General features: G+C 64.0%; 22 protein-coding genes. 13 read left to right on the plus strand and 9 right to left on the minus strand.

The genetic code is table 11. The features are described from left to right. The first annotated feature begins 184 nt into the window (after window positions 1-184). From ACPPVR_RS39575 to ACPPVR_RS39590, 4 genes are all read left to right on the plus strand, one after another. Window positions 185-934, plus strand: coding sequence for an ABC transporter ATP-binding protein (locus ACPPVR_RS39575; RefSeq protein ID WP_426616279.1), 750 nt, complete (start codon window positions 185-187; stop codon window positions 932-934). Beyond that, window positions 931-2,457, plus strand: coding sequence for a permease (locus ACPPVR_RS39580; RefSeq protein ID WP_426611890.1), 1,527 nt, complete (start codon window positions 931-933; stop codon window positions 2,455-2,457). The genes ACPPVR_RS39575 and ACPPVR_RS39580 overlap by 4 nt, the downstream gene beginning before the upstream one ends. 105 nt (window positions 2,458-2,562) lie before the next feature. Continuing rightward, window positions 2,563-3,375 carry an MBL fold metallo-hydrolase gene (locus ACPPVR_RS39585; protein WP_426611891.1) on the plus strand — a complete coding sequence of 271 codons (813 nt, stop codon included), beginning with the start codon at window positions 2,563-2,565 and terminating at the stop codon, window positions 3,373-3,375. Between the two features lie 252 nt (window positions 3,376-3,627). Beyond that, complete coding sequence (locus ACPPVR_RS39590; RefSeq protein WP_426611892.1) at window positions 3,628-4,680, plus strand: amidohydrolase family protein; 1,053 nt, start codon at window positions 3,628-3,630, stop codon at window positions 4,678-4,680. A 129-nt stretch (window positions 4,681-4,809) separates the two neighbouring features. Here the strand turns inward: ACPPVR_RS39590 and ACPPVR_RS39595 are convergent, their stop codons facing one another. Next, window positions 4,810-5,265, minus strand: a complete 456-nt coding sequence (locus tag ACPPVR_RS39595) for a cupin domain-containing protein (RefSeq protein WP_426611893.1) — start codon at window positions 5,263-5,265, stop codon at window positions 4,810-4,812. 269 nt (window positions 5,266-5,534) lie between these two features. On the opposite strand from ACPPVR_RS39595, the gene ACPPVR_RS39600 reads away from it, so the two are divergent. Further along, window positions 5,535-5,777: a hypothetical protein gene (locus tag ACPPVR_RS39600; protein WP_426611894.1), complete on the plus strand. Its 243-nt coding sequence runs from the start codon at window positions 5,535-5,537 to the stop codon at window positions 5,775-5,777. Between the two features lie 82 nt (window positions 5,778-5,859). On the opposite strand, the gene ACPPVR_RS39605 is transcribed toward ACPPVR_RS39600, so the two are convergent. Beyond that, window positions 5,860-7,116 (minus strand): aminopeptidase, encoded by a 1,257-nt coding sequence (locus ACPPVR_RS39605; RefSeq protein WP_426611895.1) that lies wholly within the window; start codon window positions 7,114-7,116, stop codon window positions 5,860-5,862. A gap of 130 nt (window positions 7,117-7,246) precedes the next feature. Then, window positions 7,247-8,608, minus strand: coding sequence for a 3-carboxy-cis,cis-muconate cycloisomerase (pcaB, locus tag ACPPVR_RS39610; protein WP_426611896.1), 1,362 nt, complete (start codon window positions 8,606-8,608; stop codon window positions 7,247-7,249). Window positions 8,609-9,008: 400 nt separating this feature from the next. Here pcaB and ACPPVR_RS39615 point away from each other — a divergent pair, with 400 nt between their 5' ends. Then, on the plus strand, window positions 9,009-10,568 hold the full coding sequence (locus ACPPVR_RS39615; protein ID WP_426611897.1) for a winged helix-turn-helix domain-containing protein: 1,560 nt from the start codon (window positions 9,009-9,011) through the stop codon (window positions 10,566-10,568). 38 nt (window positions 10,569-10,606) lie between these two features. Here the strand turns inward: ACPPVR_RS39615 and ACPPVR_RS39620 are convergent, their stop codons facing one another. Further along, window positions 10,607-11,029 (minus strand): GFA family protein, encoded by a 423-nt coding sequence (locus ACPPVR_RS39620; RefSeq protein WP_426611898.1) that lies wholly within the window; start codon window positions 11,027-11,029, stop codon window positions 10,607-10,609. 77 nt (window positions 11,030-11,106) lie between these two features. Next, window positions 11,107-11,895 (minus strand): methanethiol S-methyltransferase, encoded by a 789-nt coding sequence (gene mddA / locus ACPPVR_RS39625; RefSeq protein ID WP_426611899.1) that lies wholly within the window; start codon window positions 11,893-11,895, stop codon window positions 11,107-11,109. Between the two features lie 134 nt (window positions 11,896-12,029). On the opposite strand from mddA, the gene ACPPVR_RS39630 reads away from it, so the two are divergent. Beyond that, the gene (locus ACPPVR_RS39630; RefSeq protein ID WP_426611900.1) at window positions 12,030-13,580 is read left to right on the plus strand and encodes a winged helix-turn-helix domain-containing protein; all 1,551 of its coding nucleotides are present in this window, start codon (window positions 12,030-12,032) and stop codon (window positions 13,578-13,580) included. 9 nt (window positions 13,581-13,589) lie between these two features. Here ACPPVR_RS39630 and ACPPVR_RS39635 read toward each other — a convergent pair whose 3' ends face one another. The 3 genes from ACPPVR_RS39635 to ACPPVR_RS39645 form a co-directional block, all read right to left on the minus strand. Beyond that, window positions 13,590-14,159 (minus strand): DUF2147 domain-containing protein, encoded by a 570-nt coding sequence (locus ACPPVR_RS39635; protein WP_426611901.1) that lies wholly within the window; start codon window positions 14,157-14,159, stop codon window positions 13,590-13,592. A 32-nt stretch (window positions 14,160-14,191) separates the two neighbouring features. Further along, the gene (locus tag ACPPVR_RS39640; RefSeq protein ID WP_426611902.1) at window positions 14,192-14,854 is read right to left on the minus strand and encodes a DUF3313 domain-containing protein; all 663 of its coding nucleotides are present in this window, start codon (window positions 14,852-14,854) and stop codon (window positions 14,192-14,194) included. A gap of 251 nt (window positions 14,855-15,105) precedes the next feature. After that, a complete protein-coding gene (locus ACPPVR_RS39645) occupies window positions 15,106-15,744 on the minus strand; it encodes a TetR/AcrR family transcriptional regulator (protein WP_426611903.1) in 639 nt (212 codons plus the stop codon). A gap of 216 nt (window positions 15,745-15,960) precedes the next feature. On the opposite strand from ACPPVR_RS39645, the gene ACPPVR_RS39650 reads away from it, so the two are divergent. From ACPPVR_RS39650 to ACPPVR_RS39665, 4 genes are all read left to right on the plus strand, one after another. Further along, window positions 15,961-17,511 (plus strand): ABC transporter substrate-binding protein, encoded by a 1,551-nt coding sequence (locus ACPPVR_RS39650; RefSeq protein ID WP_426611904.1) that lies wholly within the window; start codon window positions 15,961-15,963, stop codon window positions 17,509-17,511. 265 nt (window positions 17,512-17,776) lie between these two features. Then, entirely contained in the window at window positions 17,777-18,748 is a 972-nt protein-coding gene (locus ACPPVR_RS39655) for an ABC transporter permease (RefSeq protein WP_426611905.1), read from the plus strand. Further along, window positions 18,745-19,584: an ABC transporter permease gene (locus ACPPVR_RS39660; protein WP_426611906.1), complete on the plus strand. Its 840-nt coding sequence runs from the start codon at window positions 18,745-18,747 to the stop codon at window positions 19,582-19,584. The genes ACPPVR_RS39655 and ACPPVR_RS39660 overlap by 4 nt, the downstream gene beginning before the upstream one ends. A gap of 2 nt (window positions 19,585-19,586) precedes the next feature. Beyond that, window positions 19,587-21,206 carry an ABC transporter ATP-binding protein gene (locus tag ACPPVR_RS39665; RefSeq protein WP_426616280.1) on the plus strand — a complete coding sequence of 540 codons (1,620 nt, stop codon included), beginning with the start codon at window positions 19,587-19,589 and terminating at the stop codon, window positions 21,204-21,206. Window positions 21,207-21,224: 18 nt separating this feature from the next. On the opposite strand, the gene ACPPVR_RS39670 is transcribed toward ACPPVR_RS39665, so the two are convergent. Next, window positions 21,225-21,488 (minus strand): hypothetical protein, encoded by a 264-nt coding sequence (locus ACPPVR_RS39670; RefSeq protein ID WP_426611907.1) that lies wholly within the window; start codon window positions 21,486-21,488, stop codon window positions 21,225-21,227. A 363-nt stretch (window positions 21,489-21,851) separates the two neighbouring features. Here ACPPVR_RS39670 and ACPPVR_RS39675 point away from each other — a divergent pair, with 363 nt between their 5' ends. Next, window positions 21,852-22,016: a hypothetical protein gene (locus ACPPVR_RS39675; RefSeq protein ID WP_426611908.1), complete on the plus strand. Its 165-nt coding sequence runs from the start codon at window positions 21,852-21,854 to the stop codon at window positions 22,014-22,016. Continuing rightward, entirely contained in the window at window positions 22,013-22,222 is a 210-nt protein-coding gene (locus ACPPVR_RS39680; RefSeq protein WP_426611909.1) for a hypothetical protein, read from the plus strand. The genes ACPPVR_RS39675 and ACPPVR_RS39680 overlap by 4 nt, the downstream gene beginning before the upstream one ends. The last annotated feature ends 94 nt before the right edge of the window (window positions 22,223-22,316 follow it).

Genomic DNA, 22,316 nt, shown 5'->3' on the forward strand with positions numbered 1-22,316 from the left:
TTTCGCCGCGTGAGCGCCAAATGTCCCGGTGCCAATTCAGCCTGAACCGCCAAGCGCTGTCAACAAACGGTGACTTGCCTTTAGTCCAAGACGGATGCCGGAATTTGCGCCAGTGCGATTCACCGTGCCGAAACATCTTCAGGTCATGGTCGCGAGCAATGCAAAACCGGATGGTGTGGCCATCATGAAGCCCGACAGCTCGGCGCTCGAAGTCTTGGGGTTAACGAAGCGTTTTGACCGTTTGGCGGTCGATAGCCTCGATCTCACCATTCACGCCGGTGAATTCTATGCCCTCGTCGGCCCTAACGGCGCCGGCAAGACCACCACCCTGCGCATGGTCGCAGGCCTGCTGCGGCCCGATGCCGGCGGCGTCTCGATCTTCGGCATCGATGCGCTCGCAAATCCTGTCGCCGCCAAGCAGGTGACGGCGTGGGTGTCCGACGAGCCCATGATCTATGACAAGCTGACGCCGCTCGAATATCTCGAATTCGTCGGTGGCCTCTGGGGCATCGCGCCGTCGGTCTCGGAACCGATCGCGCAGGAGCTGTTGAGCTCGCTCGGGCTCGAGCCGCACCGGCACGAACGCTGCGAAGGTTTTTCCAAGGGCATGCGCCAGAAGGTGGCGCTGGCTGGCGCGCTGGTGCACGATCCCCGCCTCATCATCCTCGACGAGCCGCTGACGGGGCTGGATGCCGTCTCCGCCCGTCATGTGAAAGGTCTGTTGAGCGAGCGCGTCCGCGCCGGCTGCACAATCATCATGACCACGCATATTCTGGAGGTGGCGGAACGCATGGCCGACCGCATCGGCGTGATCGCGTCCGGCCGCCTGGTCGCCGAAGGCACGCTCACCGAATTGCGCCAACAGAACGGCCATGCCGACACCAGCCTGGAAGATCTCTTCATCGCGCTGGTGACGCTCCAGGAAGCCGCATGAGCTCGGCGACGGCGCTCTCCTGGTTTACCCGCCACGAGCTCCGGCTCGCCTGGCGCGAATGGCTCGCGATGATGACCGGCGGCCGGCGCCGGCGGACACGTGCCGCCGTGATCGGCCTGCTGTTCTTCGCCGCACTGCTGCACGTGCCGGCCTGGGCCGTGATCGGCCGCTTCGCCAATCTGCAACTGCCGCTCGACAAATCCTCGCTGATCGTGATCTCGGCGACGATTTTGCTGGCCTGGACGCTGATGCTGTCGCAGGCGATCGAATCGGTGACACGGGTGTTCTACGCCCGCGCCGATCTCGACCTCATCATGTCGTCGCCGGCGACGCTGGCCAATCTATTCTCGGTGCGCATCGCAGCGATCGCACTCACCGTCACGATGATGGCGCTGTTGTTCTCGACGCCCTTCATCGACGTGCTGGTGATTGGCGGCGGGCCGCGCTGGCTTGCGGCCTTCGGCGTCGTCATTGCGATGGGACTGTCGTCGGCAGCGGTCGCAATCGCCATCACCATCCTCTTGTTCCGCCTGATCGGCCCGGCACGGACGCGCTTCGTGGCCCAGATCCTGGCCGCGATCATCGGCGCCGGTTTCGTGATCGCGCTCCAGGTCGCGGCGATCATTTCCTATGGCACGCTGTCGCGCTTCACCATCCTGACATCCGGCACCTTTGCCGAACACGCCCCCGATGTCGACAGCATCTGGTGGTGGCCCGCGCGGGCGACAATGGGCGACAGCGAGGCGCTGCTGCTACTGCTGGCGTTCGGGCTGGTGCTGCTCGGAAGCGTGATGGCGATCTTCTCGGGCCGCTTCGCGGACACCGCGATAGAAGCAGCCGCCTACGGCAAGTCAGGGCGCCGGATCGCGAAGGAGCGCCCGTTCCGAGGCGGATCGCGGCAGCAGGCGCTGCGCCGCAAGGAATTCATTCTGCTATGGCGCGATCCCTGGCTGATGTCGCAGACCCTGATGCAGATGCTCTATCTGGTGCCGCCTGCATTGCTGCTCTGGCGTAGCTTTGCCGACAGTTCCGCGGCGCTGACGCTGATCACGCCGGTCATCGTCATGGCCGCAGGTCAGCTCGCCGGCGGGCTCGCCTGGCTGACAATCTCGGGCGAGGACGCGCCTGATCTCGTTGCCACCGCACCGCTGACGCCGTCCAGCGTCACCCGCGCCAAGATCGAAGTGGTGCTGATCGCAATCGCCGTCATCTTCAGCCCGCTGGTCGCGGTCTTGGTCTTCGCTTCGCCATTCCAGGCGGCGATCACGGCAGCCGCGATCATCATCAGCGCCGCTTCCGCCACCGCGATCCAGCTCTGGTTCCGGGTGCAGGCCCGGCGCAGCCAATTCCGCCGCCGCCAGACCTCGTCGCGGCTTGCGACCTTCGCGGAAGCCTTCTCCTCGATCGGCTGGGCCGCCACCGCCGCGCTGCTGCTCACGCTCCCGATTGCCGGCCTCGTCAGCGGCCTGATCACCGCGGGCCTCGTCGCCATCACCTGGAAGTTCAGCCCAAAGCACGAATAAACGCCGGGAGTGAGAGGTGCGACGCTGACGCGCTGTTGATCGCGTCCTGTTGGCCACGCGCTGCATTGCACGCTAGACTTTCCCCTGAAGTCATCGGGGACGGATATGTGGCGACTAGTTTCGGCGGCCCTGGCCCTGTTCGGCGCGACCCTTTCCCCTGCCCTCGCCCAGCAGCCCCCGCGCAGCGAATGCCTGGCGATGGCAAATGCCGCGCCCCGCGCCATGCCGGTCGTGTTCCGGCAGGCGGCAGCCGCGGCGGAGGTCGAGATCACCTATGCCGGCCATTCCACCTATTTCATCGACACACCGGGCGGCCTGCGTATCGCCACCGACTATAGCGGCGCCTATCAGGTCGGCCGGCTGCCCGACGTTGTCACCATGAACCGGGCCCACAGCACCCACTACTCTCTATATCCCGACAAGCGCATTCCCCACGTGCTGCATGGCTGGGGCGAGGACGGCAAGCCCGCGGTGGTTTCGGAGCGCATCGGCGACACGTTCATCCGCAACGTCACCACCGACATCCGCCGCTATTTCGGTGACGATTCCGGCTCCGACATGATCCGTGACGGCAACTCGATCTTCATCTTCGAGGTCGCGGGCCTCTGCATCGGCCATCTCGGCCATCTCCATCACAAGCTCGACGACAGCCATTTCGCCCAGATCGGGCGGCTCGACATCGTGATGGTGCCGATCGACGGCACCTACACCATGTCGCTCGATGGCGTCTCGGAGATCACCAAGCGGCTGCGGGCCTCGGTGGTGCTGCCGATGCACCGCTTCGCCACCCCGCTCGACGAGTTCATGCGCCTGATCGGCCAGCAATTCGAGATCGACCGGCGCACCGAGCGTTCCTTGCGGATATCGAGAGATACGCTGCCGTCGACGCCGACCGTCATCATCCTCGACGGGGTCTGACGCGGGCCGCGGGCTCACTTACCTCTTCCGCTTGCGGGAGAGGTCGGCGCGCCCTCGCGCGCCGGGTGAGGGTTCTATCCACTGTGGGAATCTCTCTGTGGAGACACCCCCACCCCAGCCCTCCCCCGCAAGCGGGAGAGGGAGCGCACCTCCTCCGCCGCTGCCGTGGTGCTCTGAGCGACACGCGCTCCTGCATGTGAGGACGAGGTGCTAGGCTCCCTCCACAAAAAACTGGAGAGGGAGCCAACGCCGATGGCTGCAAGTGGTCTGCCCGCCAATACGAGCGGGCTATTCGTCGAGCCGCGCGAGGACTGGCTCGCGCTGCATCGGGAGGAGATCATCGATCCCGCACGGCCAATCGTCGATCCCCACCACCATCTCTGGAATCGCGGTCATCGCTATCTGATCGAGGAGATGGCGGCCGATATCGCATCCGGCCACAACATCATCGCGACCGTCTATGTCGACTGCCGCTCGATGTACCGCGCGCACGGACCCGAGGCATTCCGGCCCGTGGGCGAGGTCGAGTTCGCCAACGGCGTCGCCGCAATGAGCGCGAGCGGCGGCTACGGCAATGCCGCGATTTGCGCCGGCATCGTCAGCCACGTTAATCTTCTGCTCGGCGATGCGGCCAAGCCGGTGCTGGAGGCGGAAATCGCTGCCGGCAACGGCCGCTTCCGTGGCATCCGCCATTCCTCGGCCTGGGACGAAGACCCCGCCGTCGCCGGCATGTATGCAAACAGGCCGAAGGGTCTTCTGCAGGATCCGACCTTCCGCAAGGGCTTTGCCTGCCTTGCGCCGCTTGGCCTCAGCTTCGATGCGTGGCTGTTTCATCCGCAGATCGGCGAACTGACTGAGCTCGCGCGCGCCTTCCCCGACACCAGGATCGTGCTCGATCATTGTGGCGGGCCGGCCGGAATCGGCCGATTCGCGGCGCGGCGCGAGGAGGTTTTCCCGCAATGGCGCGCCTCGATCCGCGAGATCGCAAAATGCGAGAACGTGGTCGTGAAGCTTGGCGGTCTCGCGATGTGCCTGCTCGGCTATGACTTCCATCTGCGCGAGAGGCCGCCGTCATCCGAGGAGCTTGCCGCGGCCTGGCGGCCCTATGTCGAGACCTGCATCGAGGCGTTCGGGCCCAAGCGCGCGATGTTCGAGAGCAATTTCCCGCCGGACAAGGGCCAGTGCAGCTATCAGGTGATCTTCAACGCCTTCAAGCGCATCGCAGCACCCTTGAGCGAGGCCGAGAAGACCGCATTGTTCGCGCAGACCGCCACCGATGTCTACCGGCTCGCGCCGCCGTCATGACGGAAAGAGGGGCCGGGATGTTGGTCCCGCCCCCTCTTCCGTCGTGGCCGCTGGGAAGCGTCCTTTGAAACGCTATTGTTTGAGCATGATCTTTTCGGAAAACCGCTTCACACTTTTCCGGATCATGCTTTAGCCGGCACCCATCAGGGTTGCGGGGCGGCGCTCGCCGGGCGAGAGGAACATCCGCTTCAGCTTGTTGACGACGCGGACCATGAAGCCGATCAGCGCCGGGTTGGTCTTGCGGCAGAAGGCGATCTTCTTAACATGGCCCTCGACATGCCATTTGGCGTGCGCGCCGTCGCGGAAGAAGATAACGTCGCCGACGCCATAGCGTTTCGGCGGCATCCCATCGCTCTCGAGCACGATCGATCCTTCCAGGATCATGATCGTCTCGTCGAAATCATAGTACCAGTTGAAGCGGCCTTCCGTGCACGACCAGATGATGGTCGACGAAGTGCCGTCGTCGCTGGTGGACAGGATGTGCGAGCGCGATACCGGGTTACCCTCGATGATCCAGGCCGGCTCGATCGGCCGCAGCTCGAGATCCACATTGCAACTACCGATTTCAATCAACGCGCGCGACATATGCTTCCCCGGGAAATAGAATAAGTCTGGCCCGGGGCGGACCCGGATTGTTTCGAAAGATGTTTGGAACGCTAGTAGCCGGTTTTTAATTCTTTCTTACGCAGGCCCCGAAAATCAGCCGCAAGTTGCATGTGCGAAGCGGTTAACGTCGCGATTTCCCTGCAGATTCGCGCATATGAACCCATCTTTTCCGGGGTGCGACAAAATGCGCGAAGCTAGCCTATTGGCGAGACATCCTCAAATTCTCCGCCGGCGGCGACCTTGCGGAGATGCGACGCGCGGCGACCGCGCTGGAAGCGACGCTCGATGACGAGGATGAGGTCAACGATGTCCGCGAGGATATCCGCGGCGCGCTCGACTTGTCGGAGCCGGATGATCCGGTCGGCGCGCACTACGACGCGGTCGCGGCTTCCGACGCCATCGTGCCGACCACCGACGGCAGTCCGTTCACGACGCTGTTCAACCGCTTCAGCATCGACAACAACCTGATGCTGCGCAACGCGGCGGCGTGAGGCGCTTGACGCCAGCGGTTGGGCTTTGCGGCACCACGGACGTGGGTGCCCGGGACAAGCCCGGGCATGACGAGCGGCAGCCTTACTTCGCCCACTCGCCCTTGCGGAACACCGGCTCCTTGCTGCCGTCGGCCAGAATGCCGTCGATGTCGGTCTCGACCGAGCCGATCATCCAGTCGATATGGATCAGGCTCTGGTTGCCGCCTTGCGCAGCGATCTGCTGCGGCGTGAGCTGCGCGCCGTTGACGAAACATTTCGAGTAGCACTGGCCGAGCGCGATGTGGGATGCCGCATTCTCGTCGAACAGCGTGTTGTAGAACAACAGCCCGCTCTGCGAGATCGGCGAGGAATGCGGCACCAGCGCCACTTCGCCGAGCCGGCGCGCGCCCTCGTCGGTGTCGAGCACCTTGTTCAGGACCTCCGCGCCGCGCGAGGCCTTGGCGTCGACAATCCTGCCGTCCTCGAAGCGCACCGCGATGTTGTCGATCAGCGTGCCCTGGTAGGACAGCGGCTTCGAGCTCACGACATGGCCATAGACCCGCCGGCAATGCGGTGTGGTGAAGACCTCTTCGGTCGGAATGTTGGCGTTGCAGTTGATGCCGTTCTTGGCGAGCGAGGCACCGCCCTCCCATTCATGGCCGTCGGCGAGCCCGATGGTGAGGTCGGTGCCGGGCCCCGAATATTGCAGCGCGCGGAAACGTTTTCCGTTCAGCCAGTTGGTGCGTTCGCGCAGCACCGCATTGTGGCTGGCCCAATTGCTCATCGCATCTTCGCGGTCGACGCGGGACGCCGCGAAGATCGCATCCGCGAGCTTGCTGATCGCGACCTCTTCGGGATCGTTGGGGAATACCTGTTTCGCCCAGGACGGGCTCGGATAGGCGATGATGTTCCAATTGGTGTCGAAATTGACGATTTTTTCCAGCGCCGGCTGATAAGCGATGGAATTGGCCTTGCTGGCGCGCGCCACCTTGGAAGGATCCTCGTTCGACAGCAGCATCGGATTGTCGCCGACGACGGCAAGCCGCGCGGTGTTGTCCGAAAACGCCTTCGCCATGCCCTCGTAGAGCCAGTTGGCGGCGCGATCAAAACTGTTGTCGTGGCCGTGGCGATAGCGCGCCAGCGTCATCTCCTCGTCGGAGAGGATCGGCGTCACGATGCCGGCGCCGGCCTTGTAGGCGTGCGCAGCGATCCGCCGCACCAGCGGCAGCGCGATCGCGGGCGCCGTCAGAAGAAGGTCCTGTCCCGGCCGCAAGCCCAATCCAACCTTTACCGCCACCTCGGCCAAGCGGTCGAGTTTCACGGGATCGATGGGAGTGGGGGAATTGCGTTGCTCGGTCATGCCGGGTCCTCTGTCGAAAATCTCTCGTTCAATCTAAGTCTAGCATCGCGAGACACAAGTGTACGAGCGTCTTGGAGCTTACGAAAGATTGGAGCTTACGAAAGATACGCAGTTTCACGCATTTTGGTTTTCAACGCGTTGCCGAATTCAGCACCCGGTCGACCATGGCGGGCGCAAGGCCGAGGTAATTTTTCGGTGAAGTCAGCACCTCGATGCTTGCACGATCGATTCTGGCCGAGACGCGCGGATCGGCCGACAGCGCATCGGCCAGCGTAAGACCCTTCTCGTTGGCGAGCCGGCAGGCGTCATAGACCACGTCATGCGCCTCCTGCCGGCCGATCTGCGGCGCGAGCCCCATCATGACCGCTTCGGCCACGATCAGGCCGCGACTAAGGGCGAGATTGTCGTTCATCTTCGTCTCGTCCACGATGAGGCCCCCAAGCGCAAATTTGGCCTGGTGCAGCGCACCGGCGGTCAGCACGAAACTTTCGGGGATCGCCATCCATTCGGCGTGCCAGGGACCGGTGGCGCGCTCGAAATCCTGCACCATGGCATCTAACATCAGCCCCGCGTGCTGGCGCACCGCCTTGGACGCCGCGAGCATCAGCTCCGAGGAGATCGGGTTGCGCTTCTGCGGCATGGTCGAGGAGGCGCCGCGGCCCTTGACGAAGGGCTCATAGACCTCGGCGAATTCGGTCGAGGCCATGATCATGATGTCGAGCGCGATCTTGCCGAGCGAGCCGGTGACGAGCGCAAGGAAGTTCACGGCCTCGGCAAAGCCGTCGCGCGCGACATGCCAGGTCGAGGCGGGAACGCCGAGCTTCAGCTCGGCGCACAGCGCCTCCTGCACCTCAAAGCCCTTGCCGCCTAGCGAAGCCAGCGTGCCGGCGGCGCCGGCGAACTGGCCGACCAGCACGCGCGACTTCAATTGCGTGAGCCGCTCGGCGTGGCGGTCGAACATCGCAAGCCAGATCGCGGTCTTGTAGCCGAACGTCACCGGCAGCGCCTGCTGGAGATGGGTGCGGCCGGCCATCGGCGTATCGCGATGGCGCTTGGAGAGGTCGGCAAGAATTTTGCGGAGCTCGGCGATGTCGCGCTCGATGATGTCGAAGCCTGCGCGCAGTTGCAGGACCACGGCGGTGTCCATGATGTCCTGCGTGGTGGCGCCCCAATGAACGAAACGCCCGGCCTCGCCGCATTGCTTCACCATCTGATGCACCAGCGGCAGGATCGGATAGCCGACGATGTCGGTCTCCTGCCGCAGCAGATCGAAATCGAAAGAGGTCGCGTCAGTCCGCGCCGCGATCTGATCGGCGGCCTCCTGCGGGATCACCCCGCATCTCGCCTCTGCCTTTGCCAGCGCCACCTCGACCTCGGCATAGCGTGCCACCAGCGCGACGTCGGAAAACACCTCCCGCATCTGTGGCGTGCCGAAGGCGTCGCGAAACAGCATGGAGTCGATCACGGTGGTAGAGGCGGGGAAGGCGGGCATGGGGCGTTTCTTCATGGTTGGCGTTTTGTGTGGGCGACAGCTTACGCAGGCCGCGATGTTCGGCAATGGACAAAGCCGCTACTTCCCTCATTCGGGGGTACGCCACTTAGCGCGAACCCGGAATCGATTCCTTCACATCGCCTGCACATCGCCTGCCGCATGATGGATTCCAGGCTCGCGCTTCCGGCGCCCGGAATGGCGAGAGAGAGCTTAGACCGCGACAAACTGACCGAAACCGCCACATTCTAATTCAGGTTGTATTCCTCCCCGCAAATGGCATAGCAGCCATCTGGCGTCGCGGTGAACCAAGCAGACCTTCCAGCGGACTTACAGACTCAGTTCGAATTCCATTTTTGATTTCATCATTGTTTGATGTCGTTGTGAGGCTTGAGTTTTCGACGTGCAGTTTCTGTTCCGGGATCACCTTCTTGATACTGACCGGCGCGAGCTGAGCCGCGAGCAGGTTCCCGTATCCGTGGAACCGCAGGTCTTCGATCTGGTCGTCCATTTGATGGAAAACCGCGGCCGGGTGGTCAGCAAGGACGAGCTGATTGACAAGATCTGGCACGGCCGCAGCGTCTCCGAATCCACCCTCACCAGCCGGATCAATGCGGCACGCAAGGCGGTCGGCGACAGCGGTGCTAGCCAGACCCTGATCCGCACCATCGCGCGCAAGGGCTTTCGCTTCGTCGGCGACGTCGAGACCAAGCTTGGCGCTGCCATGCCGGAACCGCGCCGCAGCGTCACTGCGTCGCAGGCGACGCTCGCACTGCCCGACCGGCCCGCGATCGCCGTGCTGCCCTTCACCAATATGAGCGGTGACCGCGAGCAGGACTATTTCTCCGATGGCATCAGCGAAGACATCATCACTGCGCTGTCGAAGCTGCGCTGGTTCTTCGTGGTCGCGCGCAACTCGTCCTTTGTCTACAAGGGCCGCGCCGTGCACATCCACGAGATCGCCCGCGAACTCGGCGTGCGCTACGTGGTCGAAGGCAGCGTGCGGCGAAGCGGCGATCGCGTGCGCATCTCGGCGCAGCTCAACGACGTCTCGACCGGCAGCCATCTGTGGGCCGAACGCTACGACCGCGATCTCGCCGACATTTTTGCCGTGCAGGACGAGATCACGGAAGCCATCGTCGCCGCGATCGAGCCGCAACTCTACGCCGCCGAGAGCTTTCGCGCCCAGCAGAAGCCGCCGGGCAGCCTGGATGCCTGGGACTTCCTGATGCGCGCGCTGTCGCATTATTGGCGCATTACGCGCGAGGACAATGCATCGGCCCAGGCCCTGCTCGAACAGGCGATCGCGATCGATCCCGCCTATGGCAAGGCGCTCGGCCTGCTCGCCACCAGCCACATCTTCGGCGCGCATATGGGCTGGGGCGACATGGCCGCGACCGTGCCGATTGCAGAGCGCGCGGCGCTAGCAGCCGTGGAAGCCGATCGCGAGGATGCCTGGGCCCATCACGGTCTCGCTTACACCTATTTGTTCCGTCGCCGCTTCGACGACGCGCTGGCGGAGTTCGAGCTGGCGCTGACACTCAATCCGAATTTCGCGATGGCGCACGCCTTCTATGGCGTGACGCTATGCTACGCAGGGCGGTGGCAGGACGGCGATGCGGCTGCCCGGCGCGCGTTGCAGCTGAGCCCGCGCGATCCGCTCGCGGCGATCTATTGCGGCGTTGCGGGCTACGCCCAGTTCATCGGGCACAATTACGAGGACGCCATGCAGATGGCGCGCGAATCGATGCGGCAGCGTGCCGATTTCGTCGGCGCGCACCGCGTGCTGACGGCGGCGGCCGGTATGCTGGGTGATCCCGCGCTCGCTGCGTCCGCGCTGGAAGGATTGCGCCGCACCCAGCCCGGCATTTCGCTCGCATGGATCATGCGCGAGTTGCCGATGCTGCGGCAAGAGGATCGCGCGCACTATCTCGAAGGATTCCGGCGCGCTGGGATGAAATGAAAGCTTCCTCTCCCCGCTTGCGGGGAGAGGAAGGACTCTTACTCCTGCATCATTTCACCACTACCGCCGAACTCGGCCGGAAAATCCTTCAGCTTGGGCAGGCCGTCGCGCATCGGCAGCACGGTCTCGGAATAGTTGACGTGGACGCCGGGTGCGAAGGCGAGCGTGGGGATGGTTGCGGTGAAGACGTCGATCAGGTCGAGCGGCGGGTGGTTGGTCATGAGATGACCGCCGCACTTCTTGCAATATTTTCGCTGGCTGAGCGGCGTCTTGGCAAAGGTCTCGACGTGCTGGCCGCCCTCGGTGATGCGCACGGCCTCGGGCTTCCACAGGCTGAAGGCATTCACCGGTCCGCCCGACCACGAGCGGCAGGAGCGGCAGTGGCAGTAGCCCATCGCCGCGGGCTCGCCCGTGACCTCGATCGTGACGGCGCCACAGAAGCAGTTTCCGACATGTTTCATCTGAGTATCTCCTGAATGAAATTGAAGTCCGCGAGCACATCCTCCGTTCGGCGGACGCACGTTGAGAGAGGCGACGCCTATACTGACTTCCGCCAGGGAATAAGCATCGACACCCGTTGTTTGTACTGCCGGTACTCGTCGCCGAAGAGAGCGACGAGGTCGCGCTCCTCCAGCGCGATGCCGAGCAGGATGTAGATCGTGGTCACCGCCGCGAACAGCAGATGACCAACGGTCATGACCGGTGCCGCCCAGAAGGCGATGATGAAGCCGAGATAGATCGGATGACGGACGAATTTGTAGAGCAGCGGCGTCTTGAAGCGCGGCGGCGACGCCGCCTTACCGACGAGGTTGTTGGTCACCTGATGCAATCCGAACAATTCGAAATGATTGATGATGAAGGTCGAGGTGAACACTAGCGCCCAGCCCGCCAACGACAGCGTGACCAGCGTCACGGCAAGATCCGGATTGCCGACGTCCCATATGACTGATGGCAACGGACGCCATTGCCAGAACAGGAGGAGCAGCGACAGGCTCGCCAGCAGCACATAGGTCGAGCGCTCGACCGGCTTGGGGACGAATTGCGTCCACCACGCCTTGAAGCGCTGGCGCGCCATCACGCTGTGTTGAACCGCGAACAGCGCCATCAGGAGGAGATTGATGATGACGGCTTCAGCCGTCGGCGTGTCGGTTCCGGTGTCGATGCTCTTCGGCACCACCAGCCCCATGACGAAGCCGATGGCGTAGAGAATGGTGACGAAAAACACGAGATATGCCGCAATTCCGTACAGAAAGGCGATGAACTTGAAAACTTTCGAGCCCGAAACGTCGGGGCCCAGGGAATGAACCTGGTGATCAATTTGGGTCATAAACAGCTCCGTTGTGCCAAAACATCGGCACTTCATTGGTCGCTGCACCATGCCGCATCAGACGTCCCCTGACTTTCGCGGACGGTTGATTTTCGCCTGAGACGACTTTGATTTTTGCTTGAGACGACAGAAACGTGCGATTTCTCTTTGAAAACAATGTGCTCGACGGCGATCTGCGCGAGCTGACGTGCGACGGCGCGGCTGTTCCGTTGCAGCCGCAGGTGTTCGACCTGCTGCTCTATCTGGTCGCCCAGCGCGCCCGGGTGGTCAGCAAGGATGACCTGATCAGCCAGATCTGGAGCGACCGCATCGTCTCGGACTCCGCGCTGAACAGCCGGATCAACGCCGCGCGCAAGGCGCTTGGCGATGACGGCGCGACGCAGCGGCTGATCAAAACGATCCCGCGCAAGGGCTTTCGCTTTGTCGGCGAAGTCCGCGATGAGGTGGCAGCAACGCCTGCGCCGGCCGAGGCCAAGTCTGCCCCCGCGCGCGTCGTGACGGACCGTCCTGGCATCGCGGTGCTCGCCTTCGAGAACATGAGCGGCGATCCCGCCCAGGAATACTTCGGCGACGGGATCAGCGAGGACATCCTCACCGCGCTGTCGAAGCAGCGCTGGTTCATGGTTATCGCCCGCAACTCGTCCTTCACCTACAAGGGACGCGCGGTCCACATCAAGCAGATCGCCGAGGAGCTCGGCGTCCGCTACATCGTCGAGGGCAGCGTGCGCAAGATGGACAACCGCGTGCGCATCACCGCGCAGCTCAACGACGCCACCACCGGCAGTCACCTTTGGGCCGAGCGCTACGACCGCGAGTTGGTCGACGTCTTCGCCGTGCAGGACGAGATCACCGAGCGGATCGTCGCGGCGATCGAGCCGCAGATCCATGCCGCGGAGAATTTTCGCGCTCACCGCAAGCCGCCGTCGAGCCTGGATGCCTGGGACCTGCTGATGCGGGCGCTGTCGCATTACTGGCGGGTGACGCCGCAGGATCATGTCGCGGCGCAGAAGCTACTCGAGCGCGCGATCGCGATCGACCCGGATTACGGCCAGGCCCTGTCGGTACTGGCGGCGAGCCACATGTTCGGCGTGCATCTCGGCTGGGCTGAGCTGGCCACGACGGCACCGATCGCGGAGACCGCAGCCCTCGCCGCGGTGCGCTGCGACCACGAGGATGCTTGGGCGCATGCCGCGCTCGGCAGCGTCTGCTTCTCGACGCGCAGGCTTGCGGATGCGCTGTCCGAGTTCGAACAGGCGCTCACACTCAATCCGAACTTCTCGCTGGCGCAGGGCTATTACGCGCTGGCGCTGTCCTATGCCGGACGACCGAACGATTCGTTCGAGGCGGCGCAAAAAGCGATCAGGCTCTCACCGCGCGATCCGTCGCTGGCGATCTATTACGGTATCGCCGGCTACGCGCGCTTCACCGAGCGGCACTACGACGAGGCCATCGCGCTCGCGCGCGAGGCGATCCGCCATCGCGGCGACCTTACCGGCGCCTATCGCGTGCTCGCGGTATCCGCCGGCATGACCGGCGACAGCGCGCTTGCGGAGATGGCGCTGCAGGAACTCCGCCGCACCCAGCCCCGCATCTCGCTGCACTGGATCGCGACGCAGCTGCCGTGGGCGAACGATGCCGATCGCGAGCATTATCTGGAAGGGTTCCGGCGGGCGGGGTTGAGCTGATCGACGCCGCTACTTTGCTTTCGCCTGCGTCGGCTTCGGGGCCGGCACCTGCGCCCATTCCTTGTCGGCGCGGGGGCCGTTGAGATCTCCGGTGAGACCGACCAGCTGGCCGGGCTGCACGTCGAGGGTCTGCTGCCAGGTCTGGGTCTGGCACAACAGCTTGATCAGGCAGCCCTTGAGCTTGAGGCGGTCGCCGGATTCGCGCCAGATCGAGACCGAGTAGGATTTGCCGTCCTCGGCATTGTAGATGTCGCCGGCGAACCGGCCCTCGGGCGTCGCCTGCAGGCCCATGATGAGTTGATGACCGAGCAGCGCGCGGGCGCGCTTGTCGGGATCGGCATTTTCCCTGTCGCGATAAGGCTGGCCGCGCTTGTCGGCCGGTTCCTTCATCCAGACGATGAAGCCGCAGATGCGGTCGCGCGAAGGCCCGCAGCGCTCCAGACGGATGCGGGCACGGCCGTCCTCGACGAGCCAGGTGCCGCTGGGATCATTGGGCGTGACTGCACCGGCGCGGTCGCCGAAGGCCATCATCACGATGGTGATGGCGACGCGCAGCACGAAGCGAATGACAAAGTTCATCAGCGGCAGCCTTCCTTGACTGGGTTGCGGCGTCAGTTCAGTTGCGCCATCAGCGCGTCGGCGCCCTTGTCGACGCCGGCATTGGCAGCCGCCAGCGCGCCGACGCTGGCCTTGATGTCGTAGGCGCCGGGGTATTGCTTGGTGACGTAGGCGCTGATCAGGCGCGAGGTCGCGGCGTCGAAGATCTCGACGCCGTAGATGACCGAGCCGGTCAGCGTCCCCTCGCCGTCACGCGCGGCCTGTACGCCGTTATAGACGGCGCCAGCGACGTCGAAGCGGGACAGCGTGCCGAGCACCGGCGTGTTGGTGACGGCGCCGGTCAGCGTCAGCCGTATCCGCAGCGTATTCGGCGCGCGCTCGCGCACCAGCATGAAGCGGCCGCGCAGCCGCTCAGCGAAACGGGTTTGCATGTAGGCGGCGAGCGCCGCCTTGTCCTTGTCGGACATATCGGCGAACTGGTGATCCCGGCCGCGATAGACCACGACAGGTTCGAGGATCACTTTATTGTAGGCGCGCCAATCGACCGGCGTGGAATAGCGGTAGGGCACGCGGCCGGAGGCGTCCGACTTGTCCGGCGCCATATAGGCCGAGGACGCCATCTCCGAATAGGGCAAGGGCGCAACCGAGGCGCAGCCAGCGAGGGCCGCGCCAAGCAGCAGCGTTCCCAGACCGCGCAGGGCGATCGAGCGATCCATTCCAAAACTCCTCTGGCTTTTCGAAAGGGCCATGGCGGCCGCAACCGCGTACGGGACCAGACGCGGCTGCGGCCTTCACCATTGCCAGCCCAAGGCATCGTCCGGGGCCATGTCAGACGCTTTGGGCCGCCTCAGTGTCTCCAGTTATAAAACCGACTGGTTGGTTTGTAAAGTGCCGCAGCTACCGCATGGCGCAGTTGGCCGCAGGCGCAGCTATGGGCAGCGACCGGCCGGAGTTTGTTAACGATGAATCAGGCGCGCTTGCGCGGGGTTGTGGCCTTTGGCGACGGCGCCGCAGCGGATTTGGCGGCGCGCGCTTTGGCAGGCCGTTCGAGGCTGGTCCACTGCCCGTCGTCGAGCAGGCGCGCGAACAGGCGATCATGCTCCGCCTTGCTGAGCGGAGACATGCCGAACAGCCCACTCAACAGCAGCCCGCGCGCCGCCGCCCAGCGCAGCAGCGCCAGATCCGGATCGGCGGCTTCGGCCTTGATGGCTGCGACCCGCTTCATCTCGCTGTCGCGCGGTAGCGACATCAGGCCGGGATTCTCGACCATGGCCGCGACCAACGCCAGCGCCGCCGAATTCGGCGCCGTGGCTGCTTCGCGCACGGTCGCAAGCTGGGTGGCGAGTTCGGGGTTCTCGGACGTGGCGCTCACCTTCGCCTGATAGCGGTTCGAAAACTCCTCGAAATGCGCCATCTGCCGCTCGAGCAGCGCCTTCAGCACTGCCTCCTTGGTGCGGAACTGGTGCATCACGCCGCCCTTGCTCAGCCCGCTCTCGCGCGCAATCGCATCGAGGGTCAACCGGCCGGGCCCGTCGCGCGCGATGATCGCGATGGCCGCTTCGAGCGCAGCGTTGCGGGATCGTTCCGAGCGGCTGGCATTGTCCATGGCCGACTTGTCTCCGTGACAAGAAGATGAATCAAGTGAAAACAGGACGCGCTGTACATTTTTTGTGCGAACACTGTCGAGACTTTCATCTTGCGGCGCGGAATGAGACTATGTGAGCCTCGATGCTGGATGGGGACTGGGATGGGCCGGCCGTGGCTTCGCGCGCGAGGACGTTGCGAAGCGTTTACGGCTGGTCTCGCTTGAGAAAGATACGACATGTCGAAACGAGTGTTGCTTGGTCTCCTCCTGGCTTGCGGCATCAGCGCCTCGGCGCTGGCTCAGGAGCCGAAAATGGGGGGCACGATCAATGCCGTGATCCAGCCCGAGCCGCCCGGCCTGATGCTGGCCATGGTCCAGAACGGGCCGGTCCAGATGGTGTCAGGCAACATCTTCGAGGGCTTGCTGCGCTACAGCCCCAAGCTCGAGCCGCTGCCGGAGCTCGCCGAGAGCTGGACCGTCAGCGAGGACGCCAAGACCTACACTTTCAAGCTCAAGAAGGGCGTGACCTGGCATGACGGCAAGCCCTTCACCGCCGCCGACGTCCTGTTCTCGATCGAGATGCTGAAGCAGACGCATGCGCGCGCCCGCGCCAACCTCGTGCAGGTCGACAAGGTCGAGGCGCCCGACGACTACACGGTGGTGTTCACGCTGAAGCAACCGTTCGGCCCGTTCCTCGGCATCTTCGAGGTCGGCTCGATGCCGATGGTGCCGAAGCATCTTTATGAAGGCACCGACTGGAAGACCAATCCCTACAACAACGCGCCGGTCGGCACCGGCCCCTTTATGTTCAAGGAATGGCAGAAGGGCTCGTTCATCCGGCTGGTCAAGAACCCGAACTACCACGAGAAGGGCAAGCCCTATCTCGACGAGGTCTACTGGCAGATCATCCCCGACGCCGCCGCGCGCTCGGTTGCGTATGAGACCGGCAAGATCGACGTGCTGCCCGGCGGCTCGGTCGAGAATTTCGACGTGCCGCGGCTGTCCAAGCTGAAGGACACCTGCGTCACCGGCGCCGGCTGGGAGTTCTTCTCGCCGCTGGCCTGGCTGTGGCTCAACAACCGCCAGGGCCCGCTCGCCGACAAGCGCGTGCGGCAGGCGGTCATGTATGCGATTGACCGCGATTTCGCCAAGGACGTGATCTGGAACGGGCTCGGCAAGGTCGCGACCGGACCGTCGGCCTCGACCATCAAGTACTACACCGACGACGTGCCGAAATATCCCTACGATCCCGCCAAGGCCAAGGCGCTACTGAAGGAAGCCGGCTACAAGGGCGAGAAGATCCGCATGTTGCCGCTCGCCTATGGCGAGACCTGGCAGCGCTGGGGTGAAGCCGTGAAACAGAACCTCATGGACGTCGGCATGAACATCGAGACGATCGCCACCGACGTTGCCGGCGGCAACCAGAAGATCGGCGATTGGGACTACGACATCGCCTTCACCTATCTCTACCAGTATGGCGATCCCGCTCTCGGCGTCGGCCGCAATTACGTCTCCAGCGCGATCGCCAAGGGCCAGGTCTTCAACAATGTCGAGGGCTACTCCAACCCGGAGATCGACAAGCTGTTCGCCGACGGCGCGGTCGCAACGCCCGATTCCAAGCGCAAGGAGATCTACGAGAAGGCGCAGAAGATCCTGGTCGAGGACGTGCCGGTGGCCTGGATGCTCGAACTGCAATTCCCGACCATCACCCGCTGCAAGGTCAAAAACCTGATCACCACGGGGATCGGGGTCAATGACGGCTTCAAGGACGCATGGCTCGACAAGTGATGACGTGCTCCGCGTCTGATCGTTCTTGCTATAGCTTTCGCCAAATGATTGCTGCTCGCGCCACGCACAAGGTGCACCTCTCCCGCTCGCGGGGGAGGTCGACGCGCGCCGGGCGATGCGAAGCATCGTCCCAAGCGCGACGGGTGGGGGCTCTCTCCACTCGAAGCCCCCCTCTACGGAGGCACCCCCACCCTCCCCCGCAAGCGGGAGAGGGGGCGTACCGTCGCCGTGGTGGCCTTCACGTCAAACAGGCGTCGCTCTAAATATGCTCTCCTTCGTCGCTCAGCGTGTCGTGAAGGGCGTGATCGTCCTGCTCGCGATCGTCGTCCTCAATTTCTTCCTGATCCGGCTCGCACCCGGCGACCCCGCCGTCGTGATGGCGGGCGAAGCCGGGGCCAGCGACCAGGTCTTCGTCCAGCAGCTCAGGGAAAAATTCGGCCTCGACAAGCCGCTGCCCGAGCAGCTCTTCATTTACGTCAAGGGCATCGCCACGCTCGATCTCGGCTTCTCCTTCCGCCAGCAGGCGCCGGTGTCGAAGCTGATCCTCGAACGGTTGCCGGCGACCCTGCTGCTGACGCTGACCGCGTTCACGATCTCGCTCGTGCTCGGAGTCCTGTTCGGTACCTTCGCCGCGCGCTTTGCAGGGACCTTCCTCGACACCGCCATCACCGTCTTCGCCCTGATCTTCTACGCCATGCCGATCTTCTGGGTAGCGCTGATGGGGATCCTGCTGTTCTCGGTCACCATGGATTGGCTACCGAGCTTCGGCTACGAGACGGTCGGCGCCAACTACACCGGCTTTGCCCATGTGGTCGACGTCGGCGCGCATCTGATCATGCCGGCGATGACGCTCGGCCTGTTCTTCATGGCGACTTACACCCGCATGACGCGCGCCTCGATGCTGGAGGTGAAACGTCTCGACTTCGTCAAGACCGCGCGTGCCAAGGGCCTCAGCGATGCCGTGATCCAGCGTCGCCACGTGCTGCGAAACGCGCTGCTGCCGGTCGTGACGCTCGCCGGCGTGCATTCCGGCACGCTGATCGGCGGCGCCGTCATCACCGAGACCGTGTTCGCCTGGCCCGGCATCGGGCGTCTCATGTACGACGCTTTGCTCCAGCGCGACTACAATCTGCTGCTCGGCGTCTTCGTGATCTGCTCCGCCATGGTCCTGATCTTCAACCTCATCACCGACCTGGTTTATCGCCTGGTCGATCCGCGCATCGAATACGCCTCATGAAACAGGTCTGGAAATCGATGCTGAGGAGCCCGAGCGGCGTCATCGGGCTCATCATCCTGCTGCTCGCGATCGCGGTCGCGGTGTTCGGGCCGCTGCTGTTCCCGAACTCGCCCTGGCGCATGGTGCAGCGGCCGTTTTTACCGCCGTTCACGCTCTCGGCCGTGCCGCTCGGCACCGACGCGCTCGGCCGCGACGTCTTCGCCGGCATGATCTTTGGCGCACGCGTCTCGCTGCTGGTCGGTCTGGTCTCGACGCTGGTCGCCCTGATCGTCGGCATGCCGATCGGCGCCATGGCCGGCTATTTCGGCGGCAAGGTCGACGACGCCCTGATGCGCTTCACCGAGTTCTTCCAGACCATTCCGAGCTTCGCGCTCGCGATCGTGCTGGTCGCAATCCTGCAACCCTCGATCTATTCGATCGTGACGTCGATCGCGGTGGTGAGCTGGCCGCCGGTCGCCCGTCTGGTGCGCGGCGAGGTGCTGTCGCTACGCACGCGGGAATATGTCCAGGCCGCCGTGGTCACCGGCCAGAGCAACACCTGGATCATTTTGCGCGAGATCCTGCCCAACGCACTATCGCCGGTGATCGTGCTGGCCTCGCTGATGGTCGCGACCGCGATCCTCTTGGAATCCTCGCTGGCATTCCTCGGCCTCGGCGATCCCAATCTGATCTCCTGGGGCTATATGGTTGGCGCCGGCCGCACTGTGATCCGCCAGGCCTGGTGGATCACGGTGTTTCCCGGCGTCGCGATCCTGATCTCGGTGCTCGGGCTGAACCTGATCGGCGAAGGCCTCAACGACGCGCTCAATCCGCGCCTGTCGCGCGAGGGACGCTGATGATGACCGCCCCGCCTGCCGTTTCCATCAAGAACTTGCGGATCGCGCTGCCCAAGGGCGCCGAGCGTCCTTTCGCGGTCGACGGCGTCTCGCTCGATTTGCGACCCGGCAAGATCGTCTGCGTCGTCGGCGAATCCGGCTCCGGCAAATCCATGTGCGCGCATGCGCTGATGGGCCTGCTGCCGGACACGGTCGACGTCACCTCTGGCGAGATCCAGTTCGAAGGCCGCGACCTGCTCAAGCTCGATGACGACGGCTGGCGCGATTTGCGCGGCCGCCGGCTCGCGATGATCTTTCAGGAGCCGATGACCGCGCTCAATCCGCTGATGCGGATCGGCGATCAGATGGCGGAGATGTTTGAGGCGCACGGCCTGCTCTCGCCCAGGGAGCGCCGCGCCAAGGCGCTGTCGCTGGCGCGCGAGGTCGGCCTGCCCGACCCCGAGCGCATCGTGCGCGCCTATCCGCACCAGCTCTCCGGCGGTCAGCGCCAGCGCGCCATGATCGCGATGGCGCTCGCGCTCGAGCCCGCCGTGCTGGTCGCGGACGAGCCAACCACCGCGCTCGACGTCACCACACAGGCGCAGATCCTGAAGCTGATCCGCAACCTCCAGCGCAACCGCAACATGGCGGTGATGTTCATCACCCATGATTTCGGCGTGGTCGCCGATATCGCCGACCAGGTCGTGGTGCTCAGGCACGGCAAGGTCGTCGAGGAAGGCCCCGCTAGCTCCGTCTTCAACAATCCGCAGCACGATTACACCAAGGCGTTGCTTGCTGCCGTGCCGACGATGGATCCGCCGGCACGCGAGCCGCTCGACGATCAGGCCAAGGCCGTCGAGGTGATCGGGCTGGACAAGACCTATGTCACCTCAGGCGGCTGGTTTCGCGAGGACCGCCGGGTCGACGCCGCACGCGAGGTCAATTTCACGATCCTCAAGGGCGAGACGCTCGGTCTCGTCGGCGAGTCCGGCTCCGGCAAATCGTCGGTGGCGCGCCTCGTGATGAGGCTGATCGAAGCCGATCGCGGCACGGTGCGGATCGGCAAGACCGATCTCACCAAATTGTCGGGCAAGGCGCTGCGCGCCGAACGCCATCGCATCCAGATGATTTTTCAGGATCCGTTTGCCTCGCTCAATCCGCGCCGCAAGATCGGTCACATCATCGCTGACGGCCCGATCGCGGCCGGCATCGATCCAAAAGTCGCGTTCGACCGCGCCCGCGATCTCCTCAAGCTGGTCGGCTTGGACGCCGGCGCCCTCGACCGCTACCCGCATGAATTCTCCGGCGGCCAGCGGCAGCGCGTCGGCATTGCCCGTGCACTCGCGCTCGAGCCCGAGATCATCGTCGCCGACGAAGCCGTTTCCGCGCTCGACGTGTCCGTGCAGGCGCAGGTGCTCAGGCTGCTCGAAGATCTCAAGGCACGCCTTGGGCTCTCGATGCTGTTCATCACCCACGATCTGCGCGTCGCCGCGCAAATCTGCGACCGCATCGCGGTGATGCAGCGCGGCGCCATCGTCGAGCTGAAGCCGACTGCGCAACTGTTCGCCTCGCCGGAGCATCCCTATACACGGGAATTGCTCGCGGCGGTGCCGGGGCAGAAGGAGCGCGCGCCGGCGGCGTGAGGCGGACGATCGCGATTGCTACTTGGCCCGAGGATTGGTGTTGTTCCAGTTAGGGACTGAGTTGGTCACGCCGACGGATGGCTGGTTAAACGTTCCGACTGACGGCGCCGTAACGGTTCCGACAGTCTGTCCGGAGCTTCCATAAGTCGTGGCTGGCGCTCCGGAGCTTCCGCTCATGTTGGTTGATGTGCCCGTCGCGGACGTTTGCGCGCTTGCTGCGAATGGCGCTGCCGCAAATCCAACAGCGATAAGTGCGGCAATGAAGCGTCTCGTTCTTTTCATGGCTGATCCTTTCGGGTGCGGTCCCTCGGTCGCGTCAGCCGTTCGTTGATCGAACCGCTCCAGCACCGAGCAAACTTACAACTCCACGCGCGCGAAAATGTGCCGCAACGCGCGCATGCTGCGGCCTTAACATGCCATCACGATGCTGCGACGAGCGACACCGGCCAAAACCCCAATGAGCGAGTGCCGGGGGCGTGAGGCGGACATCACTCCGGTATCCCCGTTCCGCTCCCGCCGGAGTAGTCACGGGCTTTTTATCCGGCGTGACCGACCTCGTAGCTGCAAATCCCGATTCCGCACCCTACATCCGGGTTGAATGATTGTTATCATCTGATGATGGATCACAGATCCAGCGGAGCCGACATGGGCCAGGTTATTCAGTTTGTTTCAAAATCCGAGCGCGAACGCGTTCGCCTCATTCAGGAAGCGCGCGCGATCTATGACAGCATCTTCCCGCCGGCTGATCCCGTCGGCGAACAACAGATCGGAGCAAGTCCCCGCCGCGGCGACGGAGGTAACCTCGCGTGATCAAGATCATCGCCGTGCTTTGCAGCCTCTCTTCTCCAGCCAATTGCCACGAGCAGATCGTCACTACCTCGGACTTCGCCGACGTTTCGATGCAGTCCTGCCTGATGGGCGCGCCACAGCTCGCCGAATGGATGCACCAGCACCCGGCCGAGCGGCTGGCGGGATGGCGCTGCGTAATGGGTCAGCAGGGCGGCAGAGGAGCTTAGGGCCGCTCTCGCGTTACGTTCTCGTTGCCGGTCTTGACCCGATCCTTCTGAAGAATGAAGAATGCCCGGATCAAAGTCCGCGCATGGCGGCGTG

Source organism: Bradyrhizobium sp. McL0616 (assembly GCF_049993385.1).
GTDB lineage: Bacteria > Pseudomonadota > Alphaproteobacteria > Rhizobiales > Xanthobacteraceae > Bradyrhizobium.